The organism is Streptomyces sp. NPDC052042 (genome assembly GCF_044548345.1).
In the GTDB taxonomy this organism is placed as follows: Bacteria; Actinomycetota; Actinomycetes; order Streptomycetales; family Streptomycetaceae; genus Streptomyces.
In genome coordinates this window covers 110596-130538 of record NZ_JBIUBU010000019.1, presented here as the reverse complement: position 1 = coordinate 130538, position 19943 = coordinate 110596, and the positions used below count along the sequence as shown (strand labels likewise).

At 68.4% G+C, this 19943-nt stretch carries 23 protein-coding genes and 1 pseudogene; 17 read left to right on the top strand and 7 right to left on the bottom strand.

Annotated elements, in window-relative coordinates; all coding sequences use genetic code 11:
• Window positions 1-160 precede the first annotated feature (160 nt).
• Window positions 161-724: an HD domain-containing protein gene (locus tag ACIHCL_RS26990; RefSeq protein WP_399865670.1), complete on the top strand. Its 564-nt coding sequence runs from the start codon at window positions 161-163 to the stop codon at window positions 722-724.
• Here the strand turns inward: ACIHCL_RS26990 and ACIHCL_RS26985 are convergent.
• Both ACIHCL_RS26985 and ACIHCL_RS26980 read right to left on the bottom strand, forming a co-directional pair.
• Window positions 712-1179 carry an NUDIX hydrolase gene (locus tag ACIHCL_RS26985; RefSeq protein ID WP_399865669.1) on the bottom strand — a complete coding sequence of 156 codons (468 nt, stop codon included), beginning with the start codon at window positions 1177-1179 and terminating at the stop codon, window positions 712-714. The genes ACIHCL_RS26990 and ACIHCL_RS26985 overlap by 13 nt on opposite strands.
• The gene (locus ACIHCL_RS26980) at window positions 1166-1951 is read right to left on the bottom strand and encodes an XRE family transcriptional regulator (protein ID WP_399865667.1); all 786 of its coding nucleotides are present in this window, start codon (window positions 1949-1951) and stop codon (window positions 1166-1168) included. The genes ACIHCL_RS26985 and ACIHCL_RS26980 overlap by 14 nt, the downstream gene beginning before the upstream one ends.
• Window positions 1952-2048: 97 nt before the next feature.
• On the opposite strand from ACIHCL_RS26980, the gene ACIHCL_RS26975 reads away from it, so the two are divergent.
• From ACIHCL_RS26975 to ACIHCL_RS26955, 5 genes are all read left to right on the top strand, one after another.
• A complete protein-coding gene (locus ACIHCL_RS26975) occupies window positions 2049-2741 on the top strand; it encodes a haloacid dehalogenase-like hydrolase (RefSeq protein WP_399865666.1) in 693 nt (230 codons plus the stop codon).
• 107 nt (window positions 2742-2848) lie between these two features.
• Entirely contained in the window at window positions 2849-3751 is a 903-nt protein-coding gene (locus tag ACIHCL_RS26970) for a radical SAM protein (RefSeq protein WP_399865664.1), read from the top strand.
• Window positions 3744-4385, top strand: a complete 642-nt coding sequence (locus tag ACIHCL_RS26965) for a hypothetical protein (protein WP_399865662.1) — start codon at window positions 3744-3746, stop codon at window positions 4383-4385. The genes ACIHCL_RS26970 and ACIHCL_RS26965 overlap by 8 nt, the downstream gene beginning before the upstream one ends.
• Window positions 4303-4950 carry an SAM-dependent methyltransferase gene (locus tag ACIHCL_RS26960; RefSeq protein WP_399865660.1) on the top strand — a complete coding sequence of 216 codons (648 nt, stop codon included), beginning with the start codon at window positions 4303-4305 and terminating at the stop codon, window positions 4948-4950. The genes ACIHCL_RS26965 and ACIHCL_RS26960 overlap by 83 nt, the downstream gene beginning before the upstream one ends.
• A 16-nt stretch (window positions 4951-4966) precedes the next feature.
• The gene (locus ACIHCL_RS26955; RefSeq protein WP_399865658.1) at window positions 4967-5554 is read left to right on the top strand and encodes a class IV adenylate cyclase; all 588 of its coding nucleotides are present in this window, start codon (window positions 4967-4969) and stop codon (window positions 5552-5554) included.
• Between the two features lie 511 nt (window positions 5555-6065).
• On the opposite strand, the gene ACIHCL_RS26950 is transcribed toward ACIHCL_RS26955, so the two are convergent.
• The 5 genes from ACIHCL_RS26950 to ACIHCL_RS26930 form a co-directional block, all read right to left on the bottom strand.
• On the bottom strand, window positions 6066-7799 hold the full coding sequence (locus ACIHCL_RS26950; protein ID WP_399865655.1) for a relaxase/mobilization nuclease domain-containing protein: 1734 nt from the start codon (window positions 7797-7799) through the stop codon (window positions 6066-6068).
• Window positions 7796-8527, bottom strand: coding sequence for a MobC family plasmid mobilization relaxosome protein (locus tag ACIHCL_RS26945; RefSeq protein WP_399865653.1), 732 nt, complete (start codon window positions 8525-8527; stop codon window positions 7796-7798). Before ACIHCL_RS26945 ends, ACIHCL_RS26950 begins: the two co-directional genes overlap by 4 nt.
• Window positions 8528-8699: 172 nt before the next feature.
• On the bottom strand, window positions 8700-9437 hold the full coding sequence (locus ACIHCL_RS26940; RefSeq protein ID WP_399865652.1) for a DUF2637 domain-containing protein: 738 nt from the start codon (window positions 9435-9437) through the stop codon (window positions 8700-8702).
• Window positions 9438-9864: 427 nt separating this feature from the next.
• Window positions 9865-11022 (bottom strand): DUF3631 domain-containing protein, encoded by a 1158-nt coding sequence (locus ACIHCL_RS26935; protein ID WP_399865724.1) that lies wholly within the window; start codon window positions 11020-11022, stop codon window positions 9865-9867.
• 353 nt (window positions 11023-11375) lie between these two features.
• Window positions 11376-11615: a hypothetical protein gene (locus ACIHCL_RS26930; RefSeq protein WP_397803245.1), complete on the bottom strand. Its 240-nt coding sequence runs from the start codon at window positions 11613-11615 to the stop codon at window positions 11376-11378.
• A gap of 96 nt (window positions 11616-11711) precedes the next feature.
• Here ACIHCL_RS26930 and ACIHCL_RS26925 point away from each other — a divergent pair, with 96 nt between their 5' ends.
• From ACIHCL_RS26925 to traA, 11 genes and pseudogenes are all read left to right on the top strand, one after another.
• Window positions 11712-12392, top strand: a complete 681-nt coding sequence (locus ACIHCL_RS26925) for a helix-turn-helix domain-containing protein (RefSeq protein WP_399865650.1) — start codon at window positions 11712-11714, stop codon at window positions 12390-12392.
• Window positions 12389-14002, top strand: a complete 1614-nt coding sequence (locus tag ACIHCL_RS26920; protein WP_399865647.1) for a tyrosine-type recombinase/integrase — start codon at window positions 12389-12391, stop codon at window positions 14000-14002. The genes ACIHCL_RS26925 and ACIHCL_RS26920 overlap by 4 nt, the downstream gene beginning before the upstream one ends.
• Before the next feature lie 755 nt (window positions 14003-14757).
• Entirely contained in the window at window positions 14758-15495 is a 738-nt protein-coding gene (locus ACIHCL_RS26915) for a GntR family transcriptional regulator (protein WP_399865645.1), read from the top strand.
• 595 nt (window positions 15496-16090) lie between these two features.
• Complete coding sequence (locus tag ACIHCL_RS26910) at window positions 16091-16396, top strand: hypothetical protein (protein WP_399865643.1); 306 nt, start codon at window positions 16091-16093, stop codon at window positions 16394-16396.
• Between the two features lie 20 nt (window positions 16397-16416).
• The gene (locus tag ACIHCL_RS26905) at window positions 16417-16749 is read left to right on the top strand and encodes a hypothetical protein (protein WP_399865641.1); all 333 of its coding nucleotides are present in this window, start codon (window positions 16417-16419) and stop codon (window positions 16747-16749) included.
• Window positions 16749-17012 carry a hypothetical protein gene (locus tag ACIHCL_RS26900; protein WP_399865639.1) on the top strand — a complete coding sequence of 88 codons (264 nt, stop codon included), beginning with the start codon at window positions 16749-16751 and terminating at the stop codon, window positions 17010-17012. The genes ACIHCL_RS26905 and ACIHCL_RS26900 overlap by 1 nt, the downstream gene beginning before the upstream one ends.
• Window positions 17012-18226, top strand: coding sequence for a hypothetical protein (locus ACIHCL_RS26895; RefSeq protein WP_399865638.1), 1215 nt, complete (start codon window positions 17012-17014; stop codon window positions 18224-18226). The genes ACIHCL_RS26900 and ACIHCL_RS26895 overlap by 1 nt, the downstream gene beginning before the upstream one ends.
• 223 nt (window positions 18227-18449) lie before the next feature.
• Complete coding sequence (locus ACIHCL_RS26890) at window positions 18450-18668, top strand: hypothetical protein (protein WP_399865636.1); 219 nt, start codon at window positions 18450-18452, stop codon at window positions 18666-18668.
• A pseudogene (locus tag ACIHCL_RS26885) lies at window positions 18668-18995 on the top strand (RRQRL motif-containing zinc-binding protein). The gene ACIHCL_RS26890 and the pseudogene ACIHCL_RS26885 overlap by 1 nt, the downstream one beginning before the upstream one ends.
• Window positions 18985-19377: a DUF3307 domain-containing protein gene (locus ACIHCL_RS26880; protein WP_399865634.1), complete on the top strand. Its 393-nt coding sequence runs from the start codon at window positions 18985-18987 to the stop codon at window positions 19375-19377. The pseudogene ACIHCL_RS26885 and the gene ACIHCL_RS26880 overlap by 11 nt, the downstream one beginning before the upstream one ends.
• A 13-nt stretch (window positions 19378-19390) precedes the next feature.
• Window positions 19391-19939 (top strand): plasmid transfer protein TraA, encoded by a 549-nt coding sequence (gene traA / locus ACIHCL_RS26875; RefSeq protein WP_399865632.1) that lies wholly within the window; start codon window positions 19391-19393, stop codon window positions 19937-19939.
• Window positions 19940-19943: the final 4 nt, after the last annotated feature.

The window sequence follows — 19943 nt, the reverse complement described above, 5'->3', positions numbered from 1 at the left end:
AGCAGGGTTGGACGGTCCCTCTCGTTTCGGCTGATCAGGACCGTGCAATCTGGATCGACATCACGCCTGGTCCATCCTGGCGCCACCCCGTCGCCTCACACACCGCAGCGGGCAGCCCAGCCTGGTGTGTTCGTGGCACCTTCAGGGCAAGAAGCCCAGCATGGCTGATCTGATCACGGTGTGGGCGACACACCTAGCGGAAACCGAACTCAGCACTGCGCTTCCCCGGAGGTGGGCGCATACGCGAGGAGTGACCACGCGCGCGACTGAGGTTGGGCAACTCCTCGGCAAAGATGCCAACTTGCTCGTCGCTGCCGCCACGCTGCACGACGTTGGCTACGCACCTCGGCTGGCCGTGACGGGGTTCCACCCGCTGGACGGGGCCCGGTTCCTCCGTGACGAGCACGGGGCTGACGAGCGGCTGGTGCGGTTGGTCGCGAACCACTCGTTCGCGCTCTTGGAGGCCGAGGAGCGCGGGCTCAGAGAGGAGCTGGTGGCGGAATTCCCCTTGCTGGAGGAACCGCTGCTGGTGGACGCGCTCGTGTACTGCGACATGACGACCACGCCCGACGGCGACCGGACCACCGCTGAGGAGCGTGTCGCGGAGATCCTTAGCCGCTACGGGGATGAAAGCGTGATCGGGCGGTTCATCCGTCGAGCGGCGCCGGAGATCGTCGGAACCGTGGGACGGGTGGAAGCGGCGCTGGCGGCTCAGCCCAGGTAGGGGTAGGTGCCGGCGAGGTAGTCACCGATTTGCTGGCGCATGCTGGGGTGGATGTCGTACTGGTCCAGGTCGGATGGCCGGACGTAACGGACGCCGTCAGCTTCGTCGTTGATGGTGGGCTCGCCGCCCACTGGGCGTCCGATGTACGTGTTCTCGTACTGCTGGCGGATCTCGCCGTCGGTGTAGGCCACGATGTGGTTGGGGTTTGTGTAGACCCCGAGGAAGCCGGTGATCTCGGCGATGATGCCGGTCTCTTCCAGGCATTCGCGCACCGCGCACTGTGCCGCCGTCTCACCGATGTCCTGGGCGCCACCAGGCAGGGCCCATTGGCCCGTGTCTCGACGACGCTGAAGCAGGATGGCGCCGTCGTCGTCGACAACGAGCAGGTTATTGGCAGGAATGAGCGTGTTCGCCTTGGGGGCTTTGGGATCGTTGTAGTACTCAGTCCTGCCCATGTGACGAGGGCCCTTCCTGGTCTGGCGTCCAGGGCCTCGCGGTGGCCCAGACAGCTTCGAAGCTCTGAGCGTAGTTGTCGAACCACCCTGCAGCGTCAACTCGCTTGAGATGGAGCAGAGGGTTGGCGCTGGCCGGCTGACCCCAGACATGCGGGTTGACCAGCAGGTCGTCGTCGTAGCGGAACAGGGATGTGTAAAGCGTGGTGTCGTGCAGCCTGACCTCGCAGCCTGTCTCGGACAGTAAGGGCCGGTAGTAGGTCAGGGAGGCGCGGATCTTGGCGGCGAGTGTGTCGCCGATGCCTTCTTCGCGGCCGCGGATGGCCGCTGCCTGGCCGTTCGAGTCGCCGAAGCAGAGCCGTACTTGAACGCCGTCTGTAGCGCGCTCGGCGAGCATCTTGGCGACGTGGGGGTTGGACTGGGCGAAGAACGTGCCGGAGAAGACGAGAACGTCGATCTGCTCCTGGGCTCCCTTCAGCAGCGAGAGCCACATGTCACGGGGAACACTGGCCCGGTTCTGGTAGGTCCCGACGAGCTCCAAGCCTGACCCGACACCGGGCTGTCCGGCATTCGGCGCTGAGGCTGGGGTTGGGGCTGGCCAGAGGAACAGTTCCTCCACCCGTAAGTGCTGGGCAGCGCGGAATCGGTGGCGCGGATGGGGAACGCGCCCGCCGAGCCAGCGACTGACGGTCTTCGGGTCTACCTCGCAGAGCTCAGCGAGTGACTCTGGCGAGAGGCCGCGCTGGGCGAGTACGGAGTGCAGTCGCTCGTTCACAGACGCCATACAAGCCGAGGTGGTCAGAAGCGGGCAAGGACGTTACGGGACGTTCCTCAGAAGCCGGAGCTTCGATCAAGGTACTTACGCTGGTCGTATGGAGCTCATCGTCCTGTGGGACATCGACCACACGCTCATCGAGAACGCCGGGGTCAGTAAGGAGATCTACGCCGCCGCCTTTACGGCGCTGGCGGGAACCGCTCCGATCGAACCCGCGCGGACGGAGGGCCGTACGGATCGTCTGATCATGCGTGACATGTTCCAGCGGAACGGTCTGGCCGAGCCGGACTGGGCGGCTGTCGAGGCTGCTCTTGCCAGTGCCGGGGAGGAACGCCTCCACGATCTCAGCGTGCGCGGGATGGCGCTGCCGGGCGTGCGTGACGTCTTGAAGGCAGCCTCGGTACACGAGGGCTGGGTGTCCTCGGTTCTCACCGGCAACATTGCGGCCAACGCCCGCGTGAAGGTATCGGCCTTCGGGCTGGACCCCCTCCTCGACCTGTCTGTTGGCGCTTATGGAGCTGATGCTCTCCAGCGTCCTGGGTTGGTAGCTGTTGCCCGGGAGCGTGCCCAACGCCTCCGAGGTGTGTCGGATGACGTGCCTGTCGTGCTTGTAGGAGATACCCCGAGGGATGTCGAGGCCGCGCTCGCCACGAACTCTGGGATCATTGCGGTCGCTTCTGGCGTCCACAGCGCCGAAGAATTGAGGGTGGCCGGCGCGCGGGTAGTGCTACCGAACCTGACGGACACTGCGCATGTTCTCGGGGTCCTGGAGACCTTCGCGGCCCACTGAAAACGTCCCAGGACGTCCCCAGGGCGTCCGAATACGCGGTGATGCTGTCCGTACTCGTTCCGCCAGCATCAGGTCTCCCACCAGGCAACTGCCCGAAGGAGACCCACGTGATCGGGGAAGTCACCGGGATCCGCAGGATCCGGATGCTGTACCTGCAGCTGCTGTACCGCTGCAACTTCGAGTGTCTGCACTGCTTCCATGGCAAGAGGCTCAAGCACGCCGATGCCTTCACGGCAGACGAGGCCGTCAACCTCCTCACGCTCATGCGTGACCAGTACGACACCGAGGCCGTCACCCTGCTGGGCGGCGAGCCGTTCGTCTACAAGGACCTCGCCTACGTCGTCCGGTACGCCAAGCAGGAACTGGGCATGCAGGTCGAGATCTGCACCAACGGCTATCGGATCGAGCGCCGACTTACCGAGATCGCCCCCTACCTGGACCTGCTGCGGGTATCGCTGGAGGGCATCGGCTCGACCAACGACCACGTCCGCAAGTTCGGGAGCTACCAGAGTGCGCTGAGCGCCCTCGACATCGCCCGGGGACTCGGTGTCCGCACCGGTGCGACCCTGACGGTCACCTCTCGCAACATCGGCGAGGTGGTCCCGCTTGCCCGCACCCTCCAGAACTACGGGGCAGAGCAGTTGAAGCTTCACTGCCTCCGACCGGTCGGCAACGCAGCAGACCACCCCGAGCTCCTCATCACCGATTCCGGTGCCTACATCCGCCTGCGGGAACAGCTCCAGATAGCCGACCTGACCATCGAAGTGATCGTCGACGAGGACTTGTCCGAGAACGGCGCCCCGGAGATTTGCGCTCCTGCAGGTGGCCTGACACAGATCGATCGGATCGAGGCCGACCCGCGCGGCGCACTCACCATGTCCTGCAAGGCCGTCGGCAAGGACTCCCACGCTTTCTGGTACGACAAGCTCGCTGACCACATCGACCACCGGCCATCCGCCACCGACGAACTCACGCTCGCGGTACCGGACGTCGTGTACGGCCGTGTCTGACGCCCCGCTGTTCGAGAGCCTCGAAGGACTTCGCGGCACCGGCAAGTCGACCATCGCGCCGATGCTGGCAGCAGCCCGTGAAGCCGTTCTGGTCCCGACCGTGCCGCTCTTCTACCAGCCTCTGCGGCGTGAGGTGGACCTGCGGGGGAATGCCGAGGCCAGGATGTGCTTCTACCTGTCCGCGCTGTTCACCGCGGCCGATGAGATACGGCGCCACCTGTCCTCGGGCACCCCGGTCGTCGTGGAGAGCTACTTCGCTCGTTGCCTCGCCACCCACCGCGCTCTCGGCGTTCGTCTCGGGGTCAGTCTGCCGCCCGACCTGCCGCAGCCCGTGACCTACCAGCTGACGTGCGGCGAAGACGAGCGTCGGCGTCGGCTCGCCGAGCGGACCAAGCCGGTCTCCCGCTGGGACACCCTCGCCGAAGGCTCAGGCGACCGGGTCACCGGTGCCTATGCCCAGTTCCCGATGCACCGCGTGGACACCACACACCTGCACCCCGACGGGGTCCTCCAGGCGATCCTCGCCACCGACACGCAAGGAGCCCATCACCGTGCAAACGCAGAGCCTGTGGGAGCACACCCTCACCTTCTTTCCCCAGTTCCTTGCCGCGCTGAAGGAGCATGCCACCTCTGACGCCACTGTCGCGGTCATCGGCGCGAGCGACGGCAAGTTCATCCTGCCGCTGGCCGCCGCCGGCTACCGAGTGATCGCCGTAGAACGCGACCCCCTTGCTCTTCACGGTGGTGAGGTCACCCTCCCGGGTGGCAACCGGGCCCACGCGATGGGTCTCATCGACCGGCTCAAGCTCGAATCGCTGTACGACCGAGTGCAGGTCGTGGAGGAGGACTTCCTTCAATCAGAGCCTTCGGACATGCCCTGCGCTGCCATCTGGACGAGCTGCTCGTGGCATTACAGTGCCAACCACCATCGCCCGCTCGCCGAGTTCATCACCCGCATGCAGTCGTCCGTACGCCAGGAAGGGCTGTTCGGCGCGGAGTTCATGATGCCTGTCACCCAACGCCAGCACCTCATCGAGCACTACACGTCCCCCGAGAAGCTAAGGCGTCACTTCATCGGCGACTGGGACGTTCTGCTGACCCTGCGAACGAATGAGTTCGCCGAGCGAGCCCACATCGGCCAACTCCAGGACCACACCCACCGGATGGGCCTGCTCCTCGCGGCCCGCACCCCCTCGTAGCGCAAAGGAAAAGCCCATGAAGCACGAGTACGAGGCCAAGTTCCTCGCCATCGACGTCGCCGGCCTTCAGGCCAAGCTGACCACTCTGGGCGCCGCCCAAGCGTTCCCGCGCACCCTTCTCACCCGCAAGATCTTCGAGAACGACGCTCTCGAAGGAGGTTCCTGGGTGCGGCTGCGCGACGAGGGCACCCGATCGACGCTGACACTCAAGCAGGTCACCGACGCCACCACGATCGACGGCACCACCGAGATCGAAACCGAGGTCACGGACCTGCACGCCATGGCCGAGATCCTCCGCAGCCTCGGCATGCGCGAGGTCCGGTACCAGGAGAACTACCGCGAGGAGTGGAGCCTCGGCGAGGTCGCCTTCGACTTCGACACCTGGCCGGACCTCCCCACCTTTGTCGAGATCGAAGGACCTGATGAGGCATCGGTCCGACAGGCAGCCGCACTGCTCGAACTCGACTACTCCGAAGCCCGGTTCGGCAGCGTTGATGAGATCTACAAGAGCGAAGCCGGCCGCGACATCTTGGCCGAACCCACCCTCCTCTTCGCGGACGCCGACAAGAGTGAGGCAGCCCCAGTGGCTGCCCATGGCCACTGACCTTGAGGGCTGACCTGTGCTTATGGAACTGGCCGTACCACACCGGGTGATACCCGGGATCGCCGAGTTCGCTCGCGGTGGTCTGCCCGCACCGGCAGGTACCGACGACGGCAACCACTGGATCGACGGACTCTGCTGGCTCTACTGCGGGCAGAAGTGGACCCGTGTCCTGTGGATCGGTCCCGTGAGCGTGGCCGGTGCCCAAGCCGCGATGTACGCCTGCGGCCCCTGCATTCGGGCACTTCAGGAACAGGTCTGGCAATCCATCCTTCTCAACGATGATCCGGCTCGTTCGACGAGGCCCAGGATCCCCACTCAGGCAGAGCCAGCTGGCGGACGTCGGGCGGGGAAGCATCGAGCGCGAAGCGGAATCTTGCGCCGCGGATAAGCCTGCTTGGTCGGGGCGGTCACCGCGACCCTCCGCAGCGATGGCTCTGCGCGAACGCCGTACCAACCAGCCGCAGGGGACGGTCACCCAACGGGTCTCCGTCCCCTGCGGCTGTGCCGACTTCTATCGGCGGCGGGGCTGCTGGCGCTTGTCTGTGGGCGAGCCCGTTGCTGCGTGTTTTGGCGTTCGGTTCTGCTGGACGGGGGCTCCTGCGGTCGTGGTGGTACGCAGCCGGGCCGCTTCAGCTCGACGATTGCGTACAGGGTTGCGGCTGGTGTACTGGATACGGGTGATCAGGACGCGGGCGGGTTGACGTGCGGTGGTCAGTTCACGCTGAGCGGCTGCTTCTTGGAGAAGCTGGTGGGGTTTGTGGCCGCGTGCTTCGGCGTCGACGAGGACGGTGGCGAGAGCGGGCCAGCCGGGGTCGGTGAGGATCCGGTCGGCCTGTTCGGGGACGGCGGCGCGTACGTCGCCGGCCAGGGTCCGACGAGTCTCGTCCTTCGGGCGGCGGGCTTCGAGCTCGGTCAGTACAGGGGTGAGGGCGTGGTCGGCTGCTGCCTGGAGATGCCGGAGGGCCTGCCGGGCGGAGTCGGCCTGGTGAGCGTTGCCTTTGGCGTCGTGCCAGCGTCCGGCAAGGATGGCGGCCCAGACCATGGCAGCGACGAGGGCGGCAAGGGTGCCGTCGGGGCCGGTGGCGGTGTTGGCGATGTCGCGGGCCGCTGCCCGCAGAGCGTGGGCAGCTCGGTCTTCGGACCGGATTTGGGAGCGCTCGGCGCGGGCGAATGCCTTGCTGGCCGCTTGTAGCTGGACACGCAGGTCCGCAGGAGATTTCTCGGCAGTGGCTTGTATGAGTTCGCCGAGGGCGGTGATCTGGGCCTGGGCCAGCGCGTCACCCCTGTCACCGGTACTAGCGTCGGCCAGGTGGGTGTGGAAGGTGTCGAGGGCTTCGGTTGCCTGCTGCCAAGGGGTACTGGGCCGCTCGCGACGGGCTGTGGGGTGCTCCTCCGGCCCGCTGCATTCCAGGCGCGCTTTCAGTTTGGGCAGGGTGAGATCGGGGGCGATCTTCCCGCCGGGGTGGAAGATTTGCTCGCCGTCCTTGTTCAGGTCGCCCGGCCGGCCGACCGCGTAGCCCAGGAGGTCGCCTGAGGGTCCGCGACGGGGCTTGACCAGGATGTCGTCGACTTCGAGGTAGGCGACGAGTTCCTCGACGCTGCTCGCGTGGGGGATGGCGGCGCGGATGCGATCTCGGAGCCATTCGCGGCTGGTCTGTTCCCAGCCGAGGCGTTCGGCTTTGTGCATCTCAGCCTGGTTGGGGCGGCGTCCGGCGGTGCGGTCACCCTTCTTTAGCTGGCGTAGACCGTAGTCCTCCTCGATCCGGCGGCATGCGTCGCCGACGCGGATGCCGCTGTCGTGGAGCTTGGGGCGGCGTCCGTCTTCGCGGACGGTGGTCGCGAGGATGTGGATGTGGTCGTCGGCATGGCGTACGGCGATCCAGCGGCAGCCCAGGTCATCGCCAGGTGGTGCGATGCCGGCGGCTTCAACGATGCGCTGGGCGATGTCGGCCCACTCGTTGTCGGAGAGGTGACGGTCCTCGGGGGCCGTGCGGACGGGACAGTGCCAGACGTGGTCGGTGACCTTCTTACCGAATTCGCTGTTGCGGAGCCGGACGGGCTCGTCGAGCTGGCGGGCGAGTTGGGTGAGGGTGGCGTTCTCGTCACGGCCGGGGTCCGGCATGCCGAGCATCGCGAAGCCGGCCACGATGTGCGGGTCGGTGTGCTCGTCGTGGCGGCCGGGGCCGTAGAGGTAGGCGAGCAGGCCACGGCTGTTGGACCCGGCCGGTTTAATGGCGGCGATCACGCGGCCTGATCCTTCCTGGGGTCGGCGGGTTCGCGCAGGGCCTCGGCGATCAGTTCCAGCAGGCGGTGGAGCTCGTCGAGGCGGTGGCGGATGTCGGGCGGGGTGAGGTCGCTGTTCAGCGTGCGGGCGATCTGGTTGATGTTGATGCCGATGCGGTTGAGCTCGCGCAGTGCCTGGGCGCGGAACATGTGGGTACGGCGGCGGTCCTCGGACAGCGGCAGGTTGGCGGTGAACCGGCCGGTGATGAAGGCGAGGACGATGTCGGCGGCGAAGCCGGATTCCCCTTTGTAGCCGTGCTCGGCGGCAGCCTCCTGGAGGGCGGCTTGCTCGTCGCCGGTGAATCGCAGCGGGCCGATACGGACGGTGCGCTTGGTGCCGGTGAAACGGCGAATCGCCGGCTGGATGCTCTGTACTCGCTCGCCTGCTGGGGGCTCGGTGGCGGGTGCGGGGTGGAGGATCTGCTGCTGGACGGTGTGGAGCTCGTCCTGGTCGGGGCCGCCCTCGGTTCCGACCTCCCGGCCCGGCGCCCCCTGGCGCCGGTCCGTCTCCGCCACCCCCGGGGCGGAAATCCCCGAGGACCGGCCTTGAGTCGGACTCGGGGTACTACTGGCTCCGCCCGGGGCCGCCTTTCCGAACGCCTGCCGCAGACGTCCCATCAGCGACGTGGACTTCACCCGGGGCAACGGCTCGTCGGGGACGTGGTCGGAGTGGTGTGGAGCGTGTGTCACGGGCGGTTCTCCGGAGATGCGTGAGGGACAGGTCGACTGCCGGGGACGGAATGGCAGAGTTCTGGCGGCCGCCTGCCCGTCCACAGCTGTGGACGGGCAGGCGGCGAGCGGGACGGTGACCGGCTGGCCTGGGTGACCGGATGGGGTTCCGGTCACCCCGTGTGGATTCCGGTCAGCCGTGCCCCGGACCGGTTCCGGCGGCGGCTTCGATCTCGGGCCGGAGGATCTCCATCACCTCGGTCTGCCGATCACTCCCGATCGTCAATTCGCTGCCCTTGACGGCCTTCCGAAGCAGGGACCGGCTGAGCGTGCCGTGCTCCGCGAGGGCGGTCCGGCCGATCTCCACGAGTTCTGCGACCGTGGCCTTGGCCGGACGGCCGCCGCGCGGCACCCTCTCTGGAACCTGGCCGGACCGTTCCGGTGGCGGAGCGGATGAGGCCGTCGATGGGGCGGCGGGATCCCCGGAGGCGGTGTCCGGGTGGTGTGCGGGTTGGTCGACGAGCTGGTGGATCTGCCGCATCAGGACGCCGAAGGCGAGCAGTGCGGCCGTCGGGGGAACCGCGGCGACCACGTAGTCGAGCACGGGCACCCTTCCGGCGTGGCCTGTGCCGCTGACCCCGGCCACGTTGAGCGCGATGGAGCCCACCGAACCGACGGCCGTAAGAGCGATGGACCACCCATCGGTCACCCGACGCAGTCCAGCGCGGAGCATCAGGAGTTCGCCCGCGACGATGAACGCGTCCAAGGTCGCGGGCCATGCCCATTGACGGGTCGGCGAGCCGCCCAGCCCGTGCTGCCCGGCAACCTCGGCGAGGTGCGCGTACGACAGCCAGAACCCACCGGCCGTGAGGCCCACGATGACCAGACCGGCTGCGACGAGCGCGTACCGCTCGGCAGCCTGCTTGGTCATCAACGGTCCTTCATGGCGGAGGTCGTCCGGGCGGGGCGGTGTGGAGAGGTCGGTCAAGCGGGGTTCTCCTCGGGTGGTGGTGGTGATCCGTCTTGGCCGTCTTGCCGTTGCAACCGCAGGTCAGGGCTGGTACGGCGGGGCCATGGCCTGCCGTTGCAGCCGCCGTCCGGAGGCGTTTACCGGCCTGCTCGGCCGGGACGGCATGGCTGTGGCGTGCCGTCCCGGCGGGCAGGGCTCTGCCCTGTGGCGATACGGCGGGGACGCCTGGGACGGCAGAAGACGGCAGTGGGCGATGTCCGGGCGGTGGCAGCGCGCTCGTCGTGATCGCGTTGCCGTCCCCGTCCCGGTTTCCGTCTTGCGTCCATGCCTTCCGACCTGCGGGATTACGGCAGGGACGGCAAGGACGGCAGTGCCGGGGGTGTGGGCCTCAGCCCGTGGAGACAGGGCCCACCGGGTGGATGGTGGGGCAGTAGCGCCGCCACTCTTCGAGGAAGTCGTTGCGCGTGTAGCCCTTGCGCTGGGTTCCGTCGGCAAGCCGGACGTTGCCGGGCTTGATACTGAACTCGCGCAGCATGTCCGCGAGGTTGCGGGCACTCAGCCCGCCTCGTCCCCACTCGGCCCAGGGCGCTTCGGCGTTCTGGCGGAGTCGGTGGAGGAGTTCTTCGGTGGGAAGGCTGTCCGGCTCCCGCTGGTCGGCGAAGACCCGGCGGATGTCGGCGAGGATGCGTGCTCCGCCCGGCCGCTCCACCTCCGCCTCGGCCTCCGCGGTCACCATCCGGGCGCATGCCGTGCGGGCCAGGCGGGGCCAGCAACCGGCGGCGAGGTCGGCGATGATGACCAGCGGCTCCCAAGTGTCGGCAGCCCGGTCCTCCACCGGCATGCCCGGCTCCAGTTCCGCTGCCTCCTCCAGCAGCGGCCTGGCCCAAGCAGCGATCCGGTCCCGCAGATCGTGCAGGGCGGGGATGTCACGGCGGGACCGGAACGGCTTGACCCGCTCCCCCTCCGCGCGGCGGCGCATCCGGATCACCACGGCCCGGTCCATGATCGTGTCGGGCAGATCACCGATCCCCGCGAGCGCGGCCATGGCGAAGGTGGCGAACCGGTGCGGCGTGTGGTCGTTTCCCACGACCCGGGTGACGTACCGGTTGCGCTGATGGCCAGCGTTGAGCAGGCCACGCATCTCCTCGTTCTTCTCCGCCTGCTTCGGGGTGCCGAAGATGGTGTCCGCCTCGTCCACCAGGAGCGTGGGCGGCTCCTCGGTGATCGACCGGAAGATCGCGGCCGGGGTGGTGTTGATGGTGAGCATCGGCTCGTGGACCGTCTCGGTGAGCACGTCGAGCAGCCGAGACTTCCCGCATCGCTTCGCCGGCCCCACCACCGCCAGACGCGGCGCGTGCTGCCACGCGGGCTGCAGATGCGTCGCCGCCACCCACAACGTGACCGCGTCCAGCGCCTCCGGCGAGGGCAGGATCACGAACCTGGCTATCTGCGCACGAAGTTCGTCCAGCAGTTCCGCTCCGGCGGTCGGCTCCGGATCCGGCACCACCTCCCCCACGGGCTCGCCGGCCGAAGCGGCGCTTAGCACACCGTCGTTGACGGACGCGGGGACTTCCCCAGTGCTGTGGCCTGACCGACCGGGGATGGCGACCGGGGGCCAGGAAGGCTTGTCCGGGGAGGAATAGGGCTCAGCTCCCGTATGTTGCACGGTGCAGCTCCTCGTCTGGCGGTGGCGAGCTTGCGCGCCCTTGCCGCCGGGTCGGTTCTTGACGGAACGTTCGGGGTTGCTCGGGCCTCCGGCGTTGCGCCGCCGGGGGCCCGCTCCCTTCTCGCGGGCACCAGGTGATCGCGAGGGAACACGGACCGTACGTCCACGCCTGCCAACAGTCCAGCGTTTCTGTGTCAGCTCAGCGCAGAACTGTTTGCTACGCTCCCGACCCTTCATGCCGCCAGCCCCAGCAGTGCCAGCAGATCGGCGGTCACGACCCGGTAGGCATTGCCGAGCCGCAGCACCCTGCACGGGTACGCGTCCCGCTTCGCTAGCTCATAGCCCTTGCTCCGCCCAAGCCCCAGAGCGCGGTTACTGGTTTCCAGGTCAACAGCGACGGGGAGAGCCAGCAACTCCTCCCTGCTCATTCCCTTCGAGCCCTTCGACTGCTCGTTCGTCGCGCCTTCACGCATACAAGTGCGCCCCTTCGGTACAGCCCTCGGCGAACGCGTCCATCACGTCCGGCTCCAGGCGTCTACCAACCAGCATCCTCAAGCTAATGTGTCTACATGACACAACACGGTGTGGATCCTGATGAGGACGACGTTCCCGAGTGGGCAGACCGGATCAAGGCCAACGTGGCCGGCGAAGTCCGGCGCAGAAGGAAGGAGATGGGATGGAGCGCGCAGGATCTGGCCGACCAGTGCAAGCAGTTGGGGCACCCCATCCCGCGCAACGTGATCGCCAACATGGAGTCCGGTCGCCGGGCCAACCTCCCCCTAGTGGACGTGATGGTCCTGGCAGCCGCACTGGAGACGTACCCGGTCTGCCTGATCTTCCCGGTCGGCTACGTCGATCAGACCCAGGAACTCCCGTTCCAGGACCTGGTGCCGACCTGGGACGCCCTGCGCCGCTTCACCGGCGAGCAGGAAGTACCCATGCACGACGCGGGCCTGGTCCCCGACTTCGAACTCCACTCCAGCCTCGTGCGTACCGCCCTGGCCGCCCTCGACGAGGAGGAACGGGCGCGGTTCGCGGCCAGGACGGCAACGAACCGCGCTCAGCAGGAAGAAGCCGAGAGGAAGCGGACCAAGTACGCCGACGAGGTCATCTCCGCGAAGTACAACCTCCGCCACCTCCGCCGCGACCTGCGCGACGAGGGAGCTACGCCCCCCGACCTGCCTCCCACACTGGGCGACGTCGACCCGCCCGAAACCGATACCGACACCACCATGGAGGACCGCCTTTGAAGGGCTCTACCTACCGCCGCTGTTCCTGCCGCGATCCGAAGACCGGCAAGGAACTCGGCTCCTCCTGCCCGAAGCGCAATAGCAGGAACCACTGCACGTACTCCATACGCCAGGAGCTGCCACCCCGCGAGGACGGCAGCCGACGATCGTTCGCCCGCGGCGGGTACAGCAGCCTCAAGGCCGCCCAGGCCAACCTCGACCACGTACGCGCCCTCATGGGGCTCGCCGAGTCCGACGACCTCGAAGGCGTCCAGCTGATCGCGGAGATGCTGACCGAGATCAGCGGCGAGAAGCTGCCCCTACCCGATGTGGAGGAGACTCGGCGGCGACTGAAGGCCGGCCAGGACCTCGTCGGCAGCCTCACCGTGGCCGAGTGGCTGGACCGGTGGCTCGCCGGTAAACGCATCCGGAAGTCGGGCATCAGCCGCTACGAGACCGACGTCCGCGTTCACCTCAAGGCCCACATCGGCGACCGCCGCCTCGACCGGCTGCGCGTGAGCCACCTCAGCGAGATGTTCACCGCCATCACCGACGCCAACGCCGAACTCCTGGAGCAGAACGCCCAGCGACGCGCGGCGGTCAAGGAGTTGGCGACCGTGCCGTGGAAGGGCGCGGCGAATCGGGCGCGCCGCAAGGCGATGAAGGCGGCGATCGACGCGATGCCGCCCTTCCGCCGCGTCACCGGACCGTCCACGCGCCAGCACATCAAGGCCACGCTCCGCGCCGCCCTGAACGACGCGATCGGCCAGCAGATCATCACGTTCAACCCAGCGGCCCACGTCGAGATCGACCCGGTCCGCAAGCCGAAGGCCCTGGTGTGGACGGACGAGCGGGTCGCCCGGTGGGAGCAGACCGGCGAGAAGCCCTCCCCCGTCATGGTCTGGACTCCGGAACAGACTGGCGCCTTCCTCGACTTCGTCGCCGCCGACCGGCTGTACGCCATGTGGCACCTGATCGCCTTCCGCGGCCTGCGACGCGGCGAGGCATGCGGGCAGCCGTGGTCGGAGACCAACCTCGACCGGCACGCGCTCACGGTTACCGGTCAGCTCGTGCAGGACGGCTGGGAGGTCCAGTCGTCCGAACCGAAGACGGACAGCGGCTTCCGCGTCGTGGCATTGGACGACGACACGGTCGGCGTCCTGGAGCGGCACCGGAAGCAGCAGGAGGCCGACCGCGCGGAGTGGGGCTCGGCCTGGGTGAACACCGGGCTCGTCTTCACCCAGGAGGACGGCTCGTGGCTCCACCCAGGCAAGGTCACCGACCTCTTCGAGCGCCTCGTCGCGGCCTCCGGTCTCCCGCCGATCCGGCTGCACGACCTCCGCCACGGAGCCGCGACACTCATGCTCGCCGCCGGCATCGACGTGAAGATCGTGTCGGACACGCTCGGGCACAGCGACACCCGCATCACCCGGGACATCTACCAGAGTGTCCTCCCCCACGTCGGCAAGAGCGCCGCCGAGGCCACGGCCAAGTTGGTCCCACTCCAGCGCAAGTCAGAGGCCGAAGAGGCCGCATGCAAGGCGGAGAAGGCCCGGAAGAAGGCCGAGCGCGCCAAGAAGGCCCAGGCCGAGGCCAAGAAGAAGACCCGGCGAAAGAACCGCAAGAAGTAGGGCCAAGGCCCCTCCGCTCACGCATCGCTCACGCAAGCAATCCCACGGCACCCCGGCCGTGTGACGCGTCATGCCCCGAGCAACAGAAAACCCCAGGTCACGGGTTACGTGACCTGGGGTTCCGCCGGAGCCCCCTGTCGGATTCGAACCGACGACCTACGCATTACAAGTTGTCGGATCTTGTTCCGTGGCCGTCCGTGGTCATCCATTGTTCGCCTGTTTCCGCAGGTCATCAGGCACAGCGGACAGAGGCACACCGCCTCGGACGTCCACGGATTCAGCGACAAACGAGACCGCAACTGAGACCCGTACTGCGAGGAAACATCGCGCCCGGCGACCATCACCGGATTGGCCGGAGCACGGCGGGCACACAACGCTCCCTCGCAGCACCTACCGCTTCTTGCGGATACGGCGCTTCTTCTCTTTGGCTTCTTTCTCCTTGCGCTGTGCGACCCCGTAGGCGGACCAGGGACCCTGGTGCTTCGCGCAACGAGAGGTGCCGATCACCGCAAGGTTGCGGCACGCCTTACCGGCTTTGGTGCGAGCGCCACACCTGGACTGAGACGCCATTGCCTGCCCTTCATGAGTCCACGAACTCCAGACCCGGGGCAGGTTTCCACTGAGCACTACGCGAGGGGAGGCGCATCCGCGAGACACGGAAGCACGCCCGGGATCACCCACACCAGCCCCCTCCGATGGGTAGGCGGGGGCTGGTGTGCCAAGCTGTAAAGACCACCCTAGGGAAGTGAGGAGTAATGGCGGAAAACGCCAGGGACATCGCCGACGTACTGCGGAAACGCATTCGCTCCGGCGAACTGGCTCCCGGCGTGCGACTGCCCGGCGAGCCTGCCCTAGTGAAGTCGTACGGGGTAGCCAAGGAGACCGCGCGCCGGGCCCTGATGCTGCTCGTAAGCGAAGGACTCGCAGTGCGCCGTAAGGGAAGCGGCACGTACGTCCGGGAATTCCAGCCGATCCGTCGGGTCGCGAACCGACGACTCGCGCAAGAGGGGTGGGGCACAGGGCGATCGATCTGGAGTTCTGACGTGGGCGAGCGCCCCATGCAGGTCACAGATCTTCGCGTGTACGAAGCTCCGGCCCCGTCCGACGTGGCGCGCGCCCTGGACCTGGCGGAGGGAACTCCCGTCATAGTGCGAGACCGGCTGTTCACGGTTGAAGGCGAGCCGGTACAGGCGGCCGTCTCCTATCTGCCGGCCGAGCTCGTTCGCCAGTCAGCCATCGCCCAGGAAGACACCGGACCGGGCGGAACGTACGCGCGGCTGGCCGAGCTCGGCGCCAAACCCGTTCGGTTCATCGAGGAGCTGCGGTCACGCATGCCCAGCCAGGAGGAGTCCGAGCGGCTGCGTCTGGCCGACGGGACTCCTGTCGTCGAGATCTATCGGACAGCGCTCACGGACCAGGACAGGCCGGTTGAGGTGAACCGGATGCTGCTGGACGCCGGAGCGTACGTCATGGAGTACCACATCACCGGCTGACGCAACTCGCGCACAACCCCGAAGGGCCCGCTTCTGCGGGTCCTTTTTTCATGTCCGCTTGACCTCCCTAGGGAGGAACGCTTTAAATATCCCTAGGGAGGTTCACGAGCCCGGGGCCCGCAAGGGCTCCTTCGCCGTGGCCAGACCGAGCGGGAGCAAGCGCACTTGTGGCTCGCTTCCGCAAGCAGAGGGCGGGGACGCTGCAATCCCGCTAAAGGCCAGGTGGAACAGGGCTTCGGCCCGTACTGGCGAGGTGGCCCGGCGACCGCGAGCAACGGCCGGAGGGTGGGGGCGAGGCCCCCTTTGCAGTGCTCTATCCCCGTTGCTCGACACCAAGGAGGTCCCGATGTTCCGACGAAGACTTCAGGCGCCGCCCCCGCTGGACCGGCGAGGCGGCCACGCCTACCGCGTCACCTGACTTCCGCAGCCGATTGGCTGCGGCCGGTTGCCTCCCCTGCCCGTCCGGCCCCTTCGCGGGGCACGTACGGGCAGGGCTGGGGGAGCTGGAGAGTCCGGCCCCGCAAACGGCCGCGCCCCCGGAGCTGCAACTCCGGGGGCGCATCTGGGCCGTCTCAGACAAGGAGAAAACGACCCAATGAAGAACATCGTTGCTGGTCACGTGGCCGTTACGGCCACCGAGTTCACGGAACTGGCCCTGGGTATCGACCTGGAGCTCTTCACCGGCCCGGCCGCCGAGTCCGCCCAGGAGCGGGCGGCCCGCCTGGACGTCGCCCGCGAGGTGCTCGCGGAGCTTCGCGAGTCCGCCCCGGAGGTCGCGACGTACGCGGCGTCGCTGCTCCGCACCCTCCCGATGGTGCCCCGCCCGGCCGGCCGGGCCCAGCGCCGCGCGGTTCCCCGCCCGGCCGCCGCCGTCGCGACCGGTTCGGCGGTGGCAGCATGAGCACGCCGACGATGAGCACGATGTCCGCTGCGGTTGCGGTTCTCGCATCGCTGACGGAGAAGTTCCCCGACCTGCCCGCCCCCGAGGCGCAGATCTCCCGGCACTACCGCACGCGGGTCGAGCTGTCGTTCTACGACGACCTGGGCACGTTCGAGGCATGGCGGTCCGCCCTGGGCATCGACCCCGCGCAGGTGCGTCTGGCGGCACAGTCCGGCACCGGTCCCTCGATGTGGCTGTGCGTGGACGTGGTAGTCGACGCGGTCGACGTTCAGCTGGTCGGCTACGGGCACGTCCCGGCGGGCTGCTCCGGGGACGGTGCCGAGCCGATCGTGCCCGCAGCGGGGGTGGTGTGATGCTGCGCCTGATCACCGCTCGCCGCTTGGCCGCTCTCAACGCCGCACGCGATGCCCTGCGCGCCGAGCTGGAGGCCGCCCGCGCTGAGGCCGACAAGGCGGTGGAACGGGAGATGGCCACGCAGCTCGCGCTGCGCGCGGACCTAGACCGAGCCGCCGCCCGTGCCGACACCGCCGAATGGGAACGGGACGTGGCCCGCGCCGACGCCGACCGGCTGCGCGCCGAAGCAGCCAAGCGCTCAGCTTCTTCGGAGGTGGCCTGATGAAAACGCGACGAACCCTGAGCACTGCACAGAGGGCCGTTCTGGCCGCTGCGTTCGTGCCGATGCTGGCTACCGGCGTCGCCGGTGGCGTGGGCACGTACAGCAACATCCGTGGCGCGTACGGGAAGGGGACGGCACTGGGCGCGGTGGCGGCCGGTGAGGGCACGACCGCTGTTCTGGCGCTGGTGCTGCTCGGCCTGACGATGCTGGGCCAGTCCTCGCCCCGAGTCGTCCGGGTCGGGCTGTGGGCCCTGCCGGCCGCCGCGTCCGTCATGGCGGCCATGGCCGGTCCGGACGCGGGCCGCACCGTGATCTACGCCGTGACTCCGATGGGCATGTGTGTGTCGGCGGAGGGCATGGCGTTCCTGGCCCGCCGGATCGTCGTCCACACCGACGGCCGGGATGCCGAGGCGGAGGCCAGGGCCGCGGCGGTGGTCCAGGCGCTGGCCTATCACCGGGCCGTCGCCGCCAACCACCCCGACGAGAAGGAGCGGGAGAAGGCGGATAAGCGGTCGTGGAAGCTGGCCCGCCGGGTCGGTGCCACGGACGCGACCCTGGCCCCGCGTCTGCTGGAGGTCCAGCGGGACCGCGTCGCTGACGGAGCCGACGCCGCACTGGGCGCGATGTTCGCCGTCACGCCCGCCGTCACGGCCGTCACGGCCCCCGTGACGCCCGCCCCAGTCCCCGTGACGCCGCCTCTCCCGGCTGGCAACGTTCAACCAGAGCTGGAGCCCGGTCGACCGGACCACGGCGACACCGAACCGCAGGTCATCCCCCTGACGCCGCCAGCAGAACCCGCCCCGGTCGCGGACGTTCCGGAGCCCGTCACGCCCGTGACGCCGCCTGTGACGGAAAGCGTGACGCCCGTGACGGAAAGCGTGACGGATGACGAGTCCGACAACACCGATGACGAGACCGTCACGGCCTCGGGCGGTGCCGCGATGCTGGAGGAGATCGCGGCCGTGGCGGGCGTGACCACGCCCGCGCCGGGCGACCGGCTGACCGACGAACAGCTCGACGTGGTGCTGCGGCACCTGCGGTACTCCGATGACCCGCCCCTGTCCTACCGCCAGGCCGTCACGGCCTTCCGTGACGCCGGATACGTCGGCGGGGAACAGCGCGTACGCAAGGCGTGGGGGCAGCTGATGTCCCACGAAGAGGCCGACGCCGCCGAGGGTACGGCCGGGGCCAGTGAGAGCGAGAAGGACCAGTAGTCCGGCACCACCAGTGACGGCCAGCCCCGGCGAGGGGGTGGCCGTTGCTGCGACTGCCGGAAGTCGACACGAGCACCGCAGACCCGGCGAGCAGCCGGTGAGTGACCCGGCCCGTGGGCACGTCCCGCGACCGGCGAGCAGATCCGCTAGCAGACCCGGTGAGCGCCGCCCGCCCGGCGTGCCAGCAGTCGAGCACGCAACTACCGCTGACACAGGAGCCCTCATGAAGCTCACTCCGCACAGCAGCCCGGCCGAGCCTGCCGATCTCCTGATCCGCATGCGCAACCAGGCAGGTTCCGTGGTCACTATCACCACCAGTCCGAAGTACCGGGCGCCCGAGGCTGCCCGCGCCGAGTGCAGTAGGTGCGGCGTCATGGCCTACTCCGAGAAAGGGCTCACTGCCTGGGCTGAAACACATGCTGCCCAGTGCAGGGCCGCCTGATGGGCGCGCTGCCCGTCTACCGGTGGCGCCTCGCCCCCGAGGGACTGGCGACCCGCCGACAGCTCCGGGCCATGGGCCTGCGGCCCGGCGGACAAGACGTCGCCGCCCAGCTCGAACGCCCAAGGCACCACCGCGGGCCGCTGGTCGCGTACCTGTACCGGGTCGACCTGGCCCGGCCGGTGCGGCCGATGACCCCGGCGTCTGTGCCCGGTCTGCCGGCGGGATGCCGGGTACTGCATCCCCCGCTCGCTCGGCATGTGCGTGCCCTGCCACGGCAACCCCACGGTTTCCACTCGCGCCGCCGAGGAGGCGTCCTGTGTTCGCTGACATCGCGTTCCTGCTCTACGTCGGCCACTTGATCGCGGACTACCCGCTGCAGACGGACCACCAGGCCGGGCACAAGGCCCTGCAGGGCGTGGCCGGGTGGCGGGCGAACCTCGCGCACGCCGCTACGCACGTCGTGGTCTGCGCGACCCTGCTCGTTCTCGGCGCGACGGTGCTCGGCTGGTCTCTTCCGGCCCTTCCCGCCCTGGCCGCGCTCCTGTGGATCGGTGTCACGCACGCGGTGATTGACCGGCGCTGGCCGGTCGCGGCCTGGATGCGTCTGGCCCGCCAGAGCTCCTGGGCCGCCAACGGCGGTGCCGCGCATGTCGATCAGACCGCTCACATCGCCGCTCTCGTCGTCGCGGCTCTCTGTCTCTCTGCCTGAAAAGGGGATCACCATGGCAACCACCCACACCAACGTTCCCCCGCAGTCCGGGGCGAACGGCTCACAGACCAAGTCGGACAAGGCGTACAACAAGAACTTCGGGGCGACGTTCTCCCCGGGGCTGACGGTCACGGTGAACGCGGGCAACAAGACCAACTCCGCCCCTGCCCAGGGCTTTAACGGCGGGGGGAGCGGGGGTGGTCGCGGCTCGCACACGCTGCCGGAGCCGTTCTTCACGTCCCCGGCCGACATCCGCGAGTACTGCAACCACCTGCGGGCGGTGGGGATTTCGCTGTCCTTCGAGGTCGCGATGGGGGCGGAGATCCTGCAAGCGACCCTGGCCACGGTCCCGGACCCGGAGGGCAAGGCGTTCGGGTCCAAGCTCCGGGCCCGGAAGGTCGCGCGGAAGCTGAAGAAGTCCGCCGAGGCGCTGAAGGACGCGGCGACCAACGCGGCTGCGACGTACGCGGCGTTCCAGCAGGAGTACGAGGAGGAGATCAACCGAGTCCGTCACCGTGCCCGGCGCCCTCAGGCCCGGCGCATGGACTGGGCCAACCAGTAAGGAG

Bases quoted from the DNA above. Each gene is read 5' to 3' on its own strand.
- ACIHCL_RS26990 (WP_399865670.1), top strand. From the start codon at position 161: ATGGCTGATCTGATCACGGTGTGGGCGACACACCTAGCGGAAACCGAA.
- ACIHCL_RS26985 (WP_399865669.1), bottom strand. From the start codon at position 1,179: ATGGGCAGGACTGAGTACTACAACGATCCCAAAGCCCCCAAGGCGAAC.
- ACIHCL_RS26975 (WP_399865666.1), top strand. From the start codon at position 2,049: ATGGAGCTCATCGTCCTGTGGGACATCGACCACACGCTCATCGAGAAC.
- ACIHCL_RS26955 (WP_399865658.1), top strand. From the start codon at position 4,967: ATGAAGCACGAGTACGAGGCCAAGTTCCTCGCCATCGACGTCGCCGGC.
- ACIHCL_RS26940 (WP_399865652.1), bottom strand. From the start codon at position 9,437: ATGACCAAGCAGGCTGCCGAGCGGTACGCGCTCGTCGCAGCCGGTCTG.
- ACIHCL_RS26930 (WP_397803245.1), bottom strand. From the start codon at position 11,615: ATGCGTGAAGGCGCGACGAACGAGCAGTCGAAGGGCTCGAAGGGAATG.
- ACIHCL_RS26925 (WP_399865650.1), top strand. From the start codon at position 11,712: ATGACACAACACGGTGTGGATCCTGATGAGGACGACGTTCCCGAGTGG.
- ACIHCL_RS26915 (WP_399865645.1), top strand. From the start codon at position 14,758: ATGGCGGAAAACGCCAGGGACATCGCCGACGTACTGCGGAAACGCATT.
- ACIHCL_RS26910 (WP_399865643.1), top strand. From the start codon at position 16,091: ATGAAGAACATCGTTGCTGGTCACGTGGCCGTTACGGCCACCGAGTTC.
- ACIHCL_RS26905 (WP_399865641.1), top strand. From the start codon at position 16,417: ATGTCCGCTGCGGTTGCGGTTCTCGCATCGCTGACGGAGAAGTTCCCC.
- ACIHCL_RS26900 (WP_399865639.1), top strand. From the start codon at position 16,749: ATGCTGCGCCTGATCACCGCTCGCCGCTTGGCCGCTCTCAACGCCGCA.
- ACIHCL_RS26895 (WP_399865638.1), top strand. From the start codon at position 17,012: ATGAAAACGCGACGAACCCTGAGCACTGCACAGAGGGCCGTTCTGGCC.
- ACIHCL_RS26890 (WP_399865636.1), top strand. From the start codon at position 18,450: ATGAAGCTCACTCCGCACAGCAGCCCGGCCGAGCCTGCCGATCTCCTG.
- traA (WP_399865632.1), top strand. From the start codon at position 19,391: ATGGCAACCACCCACACCAACGTTCCCCCGCAGTCCGGGGCGAACGGC.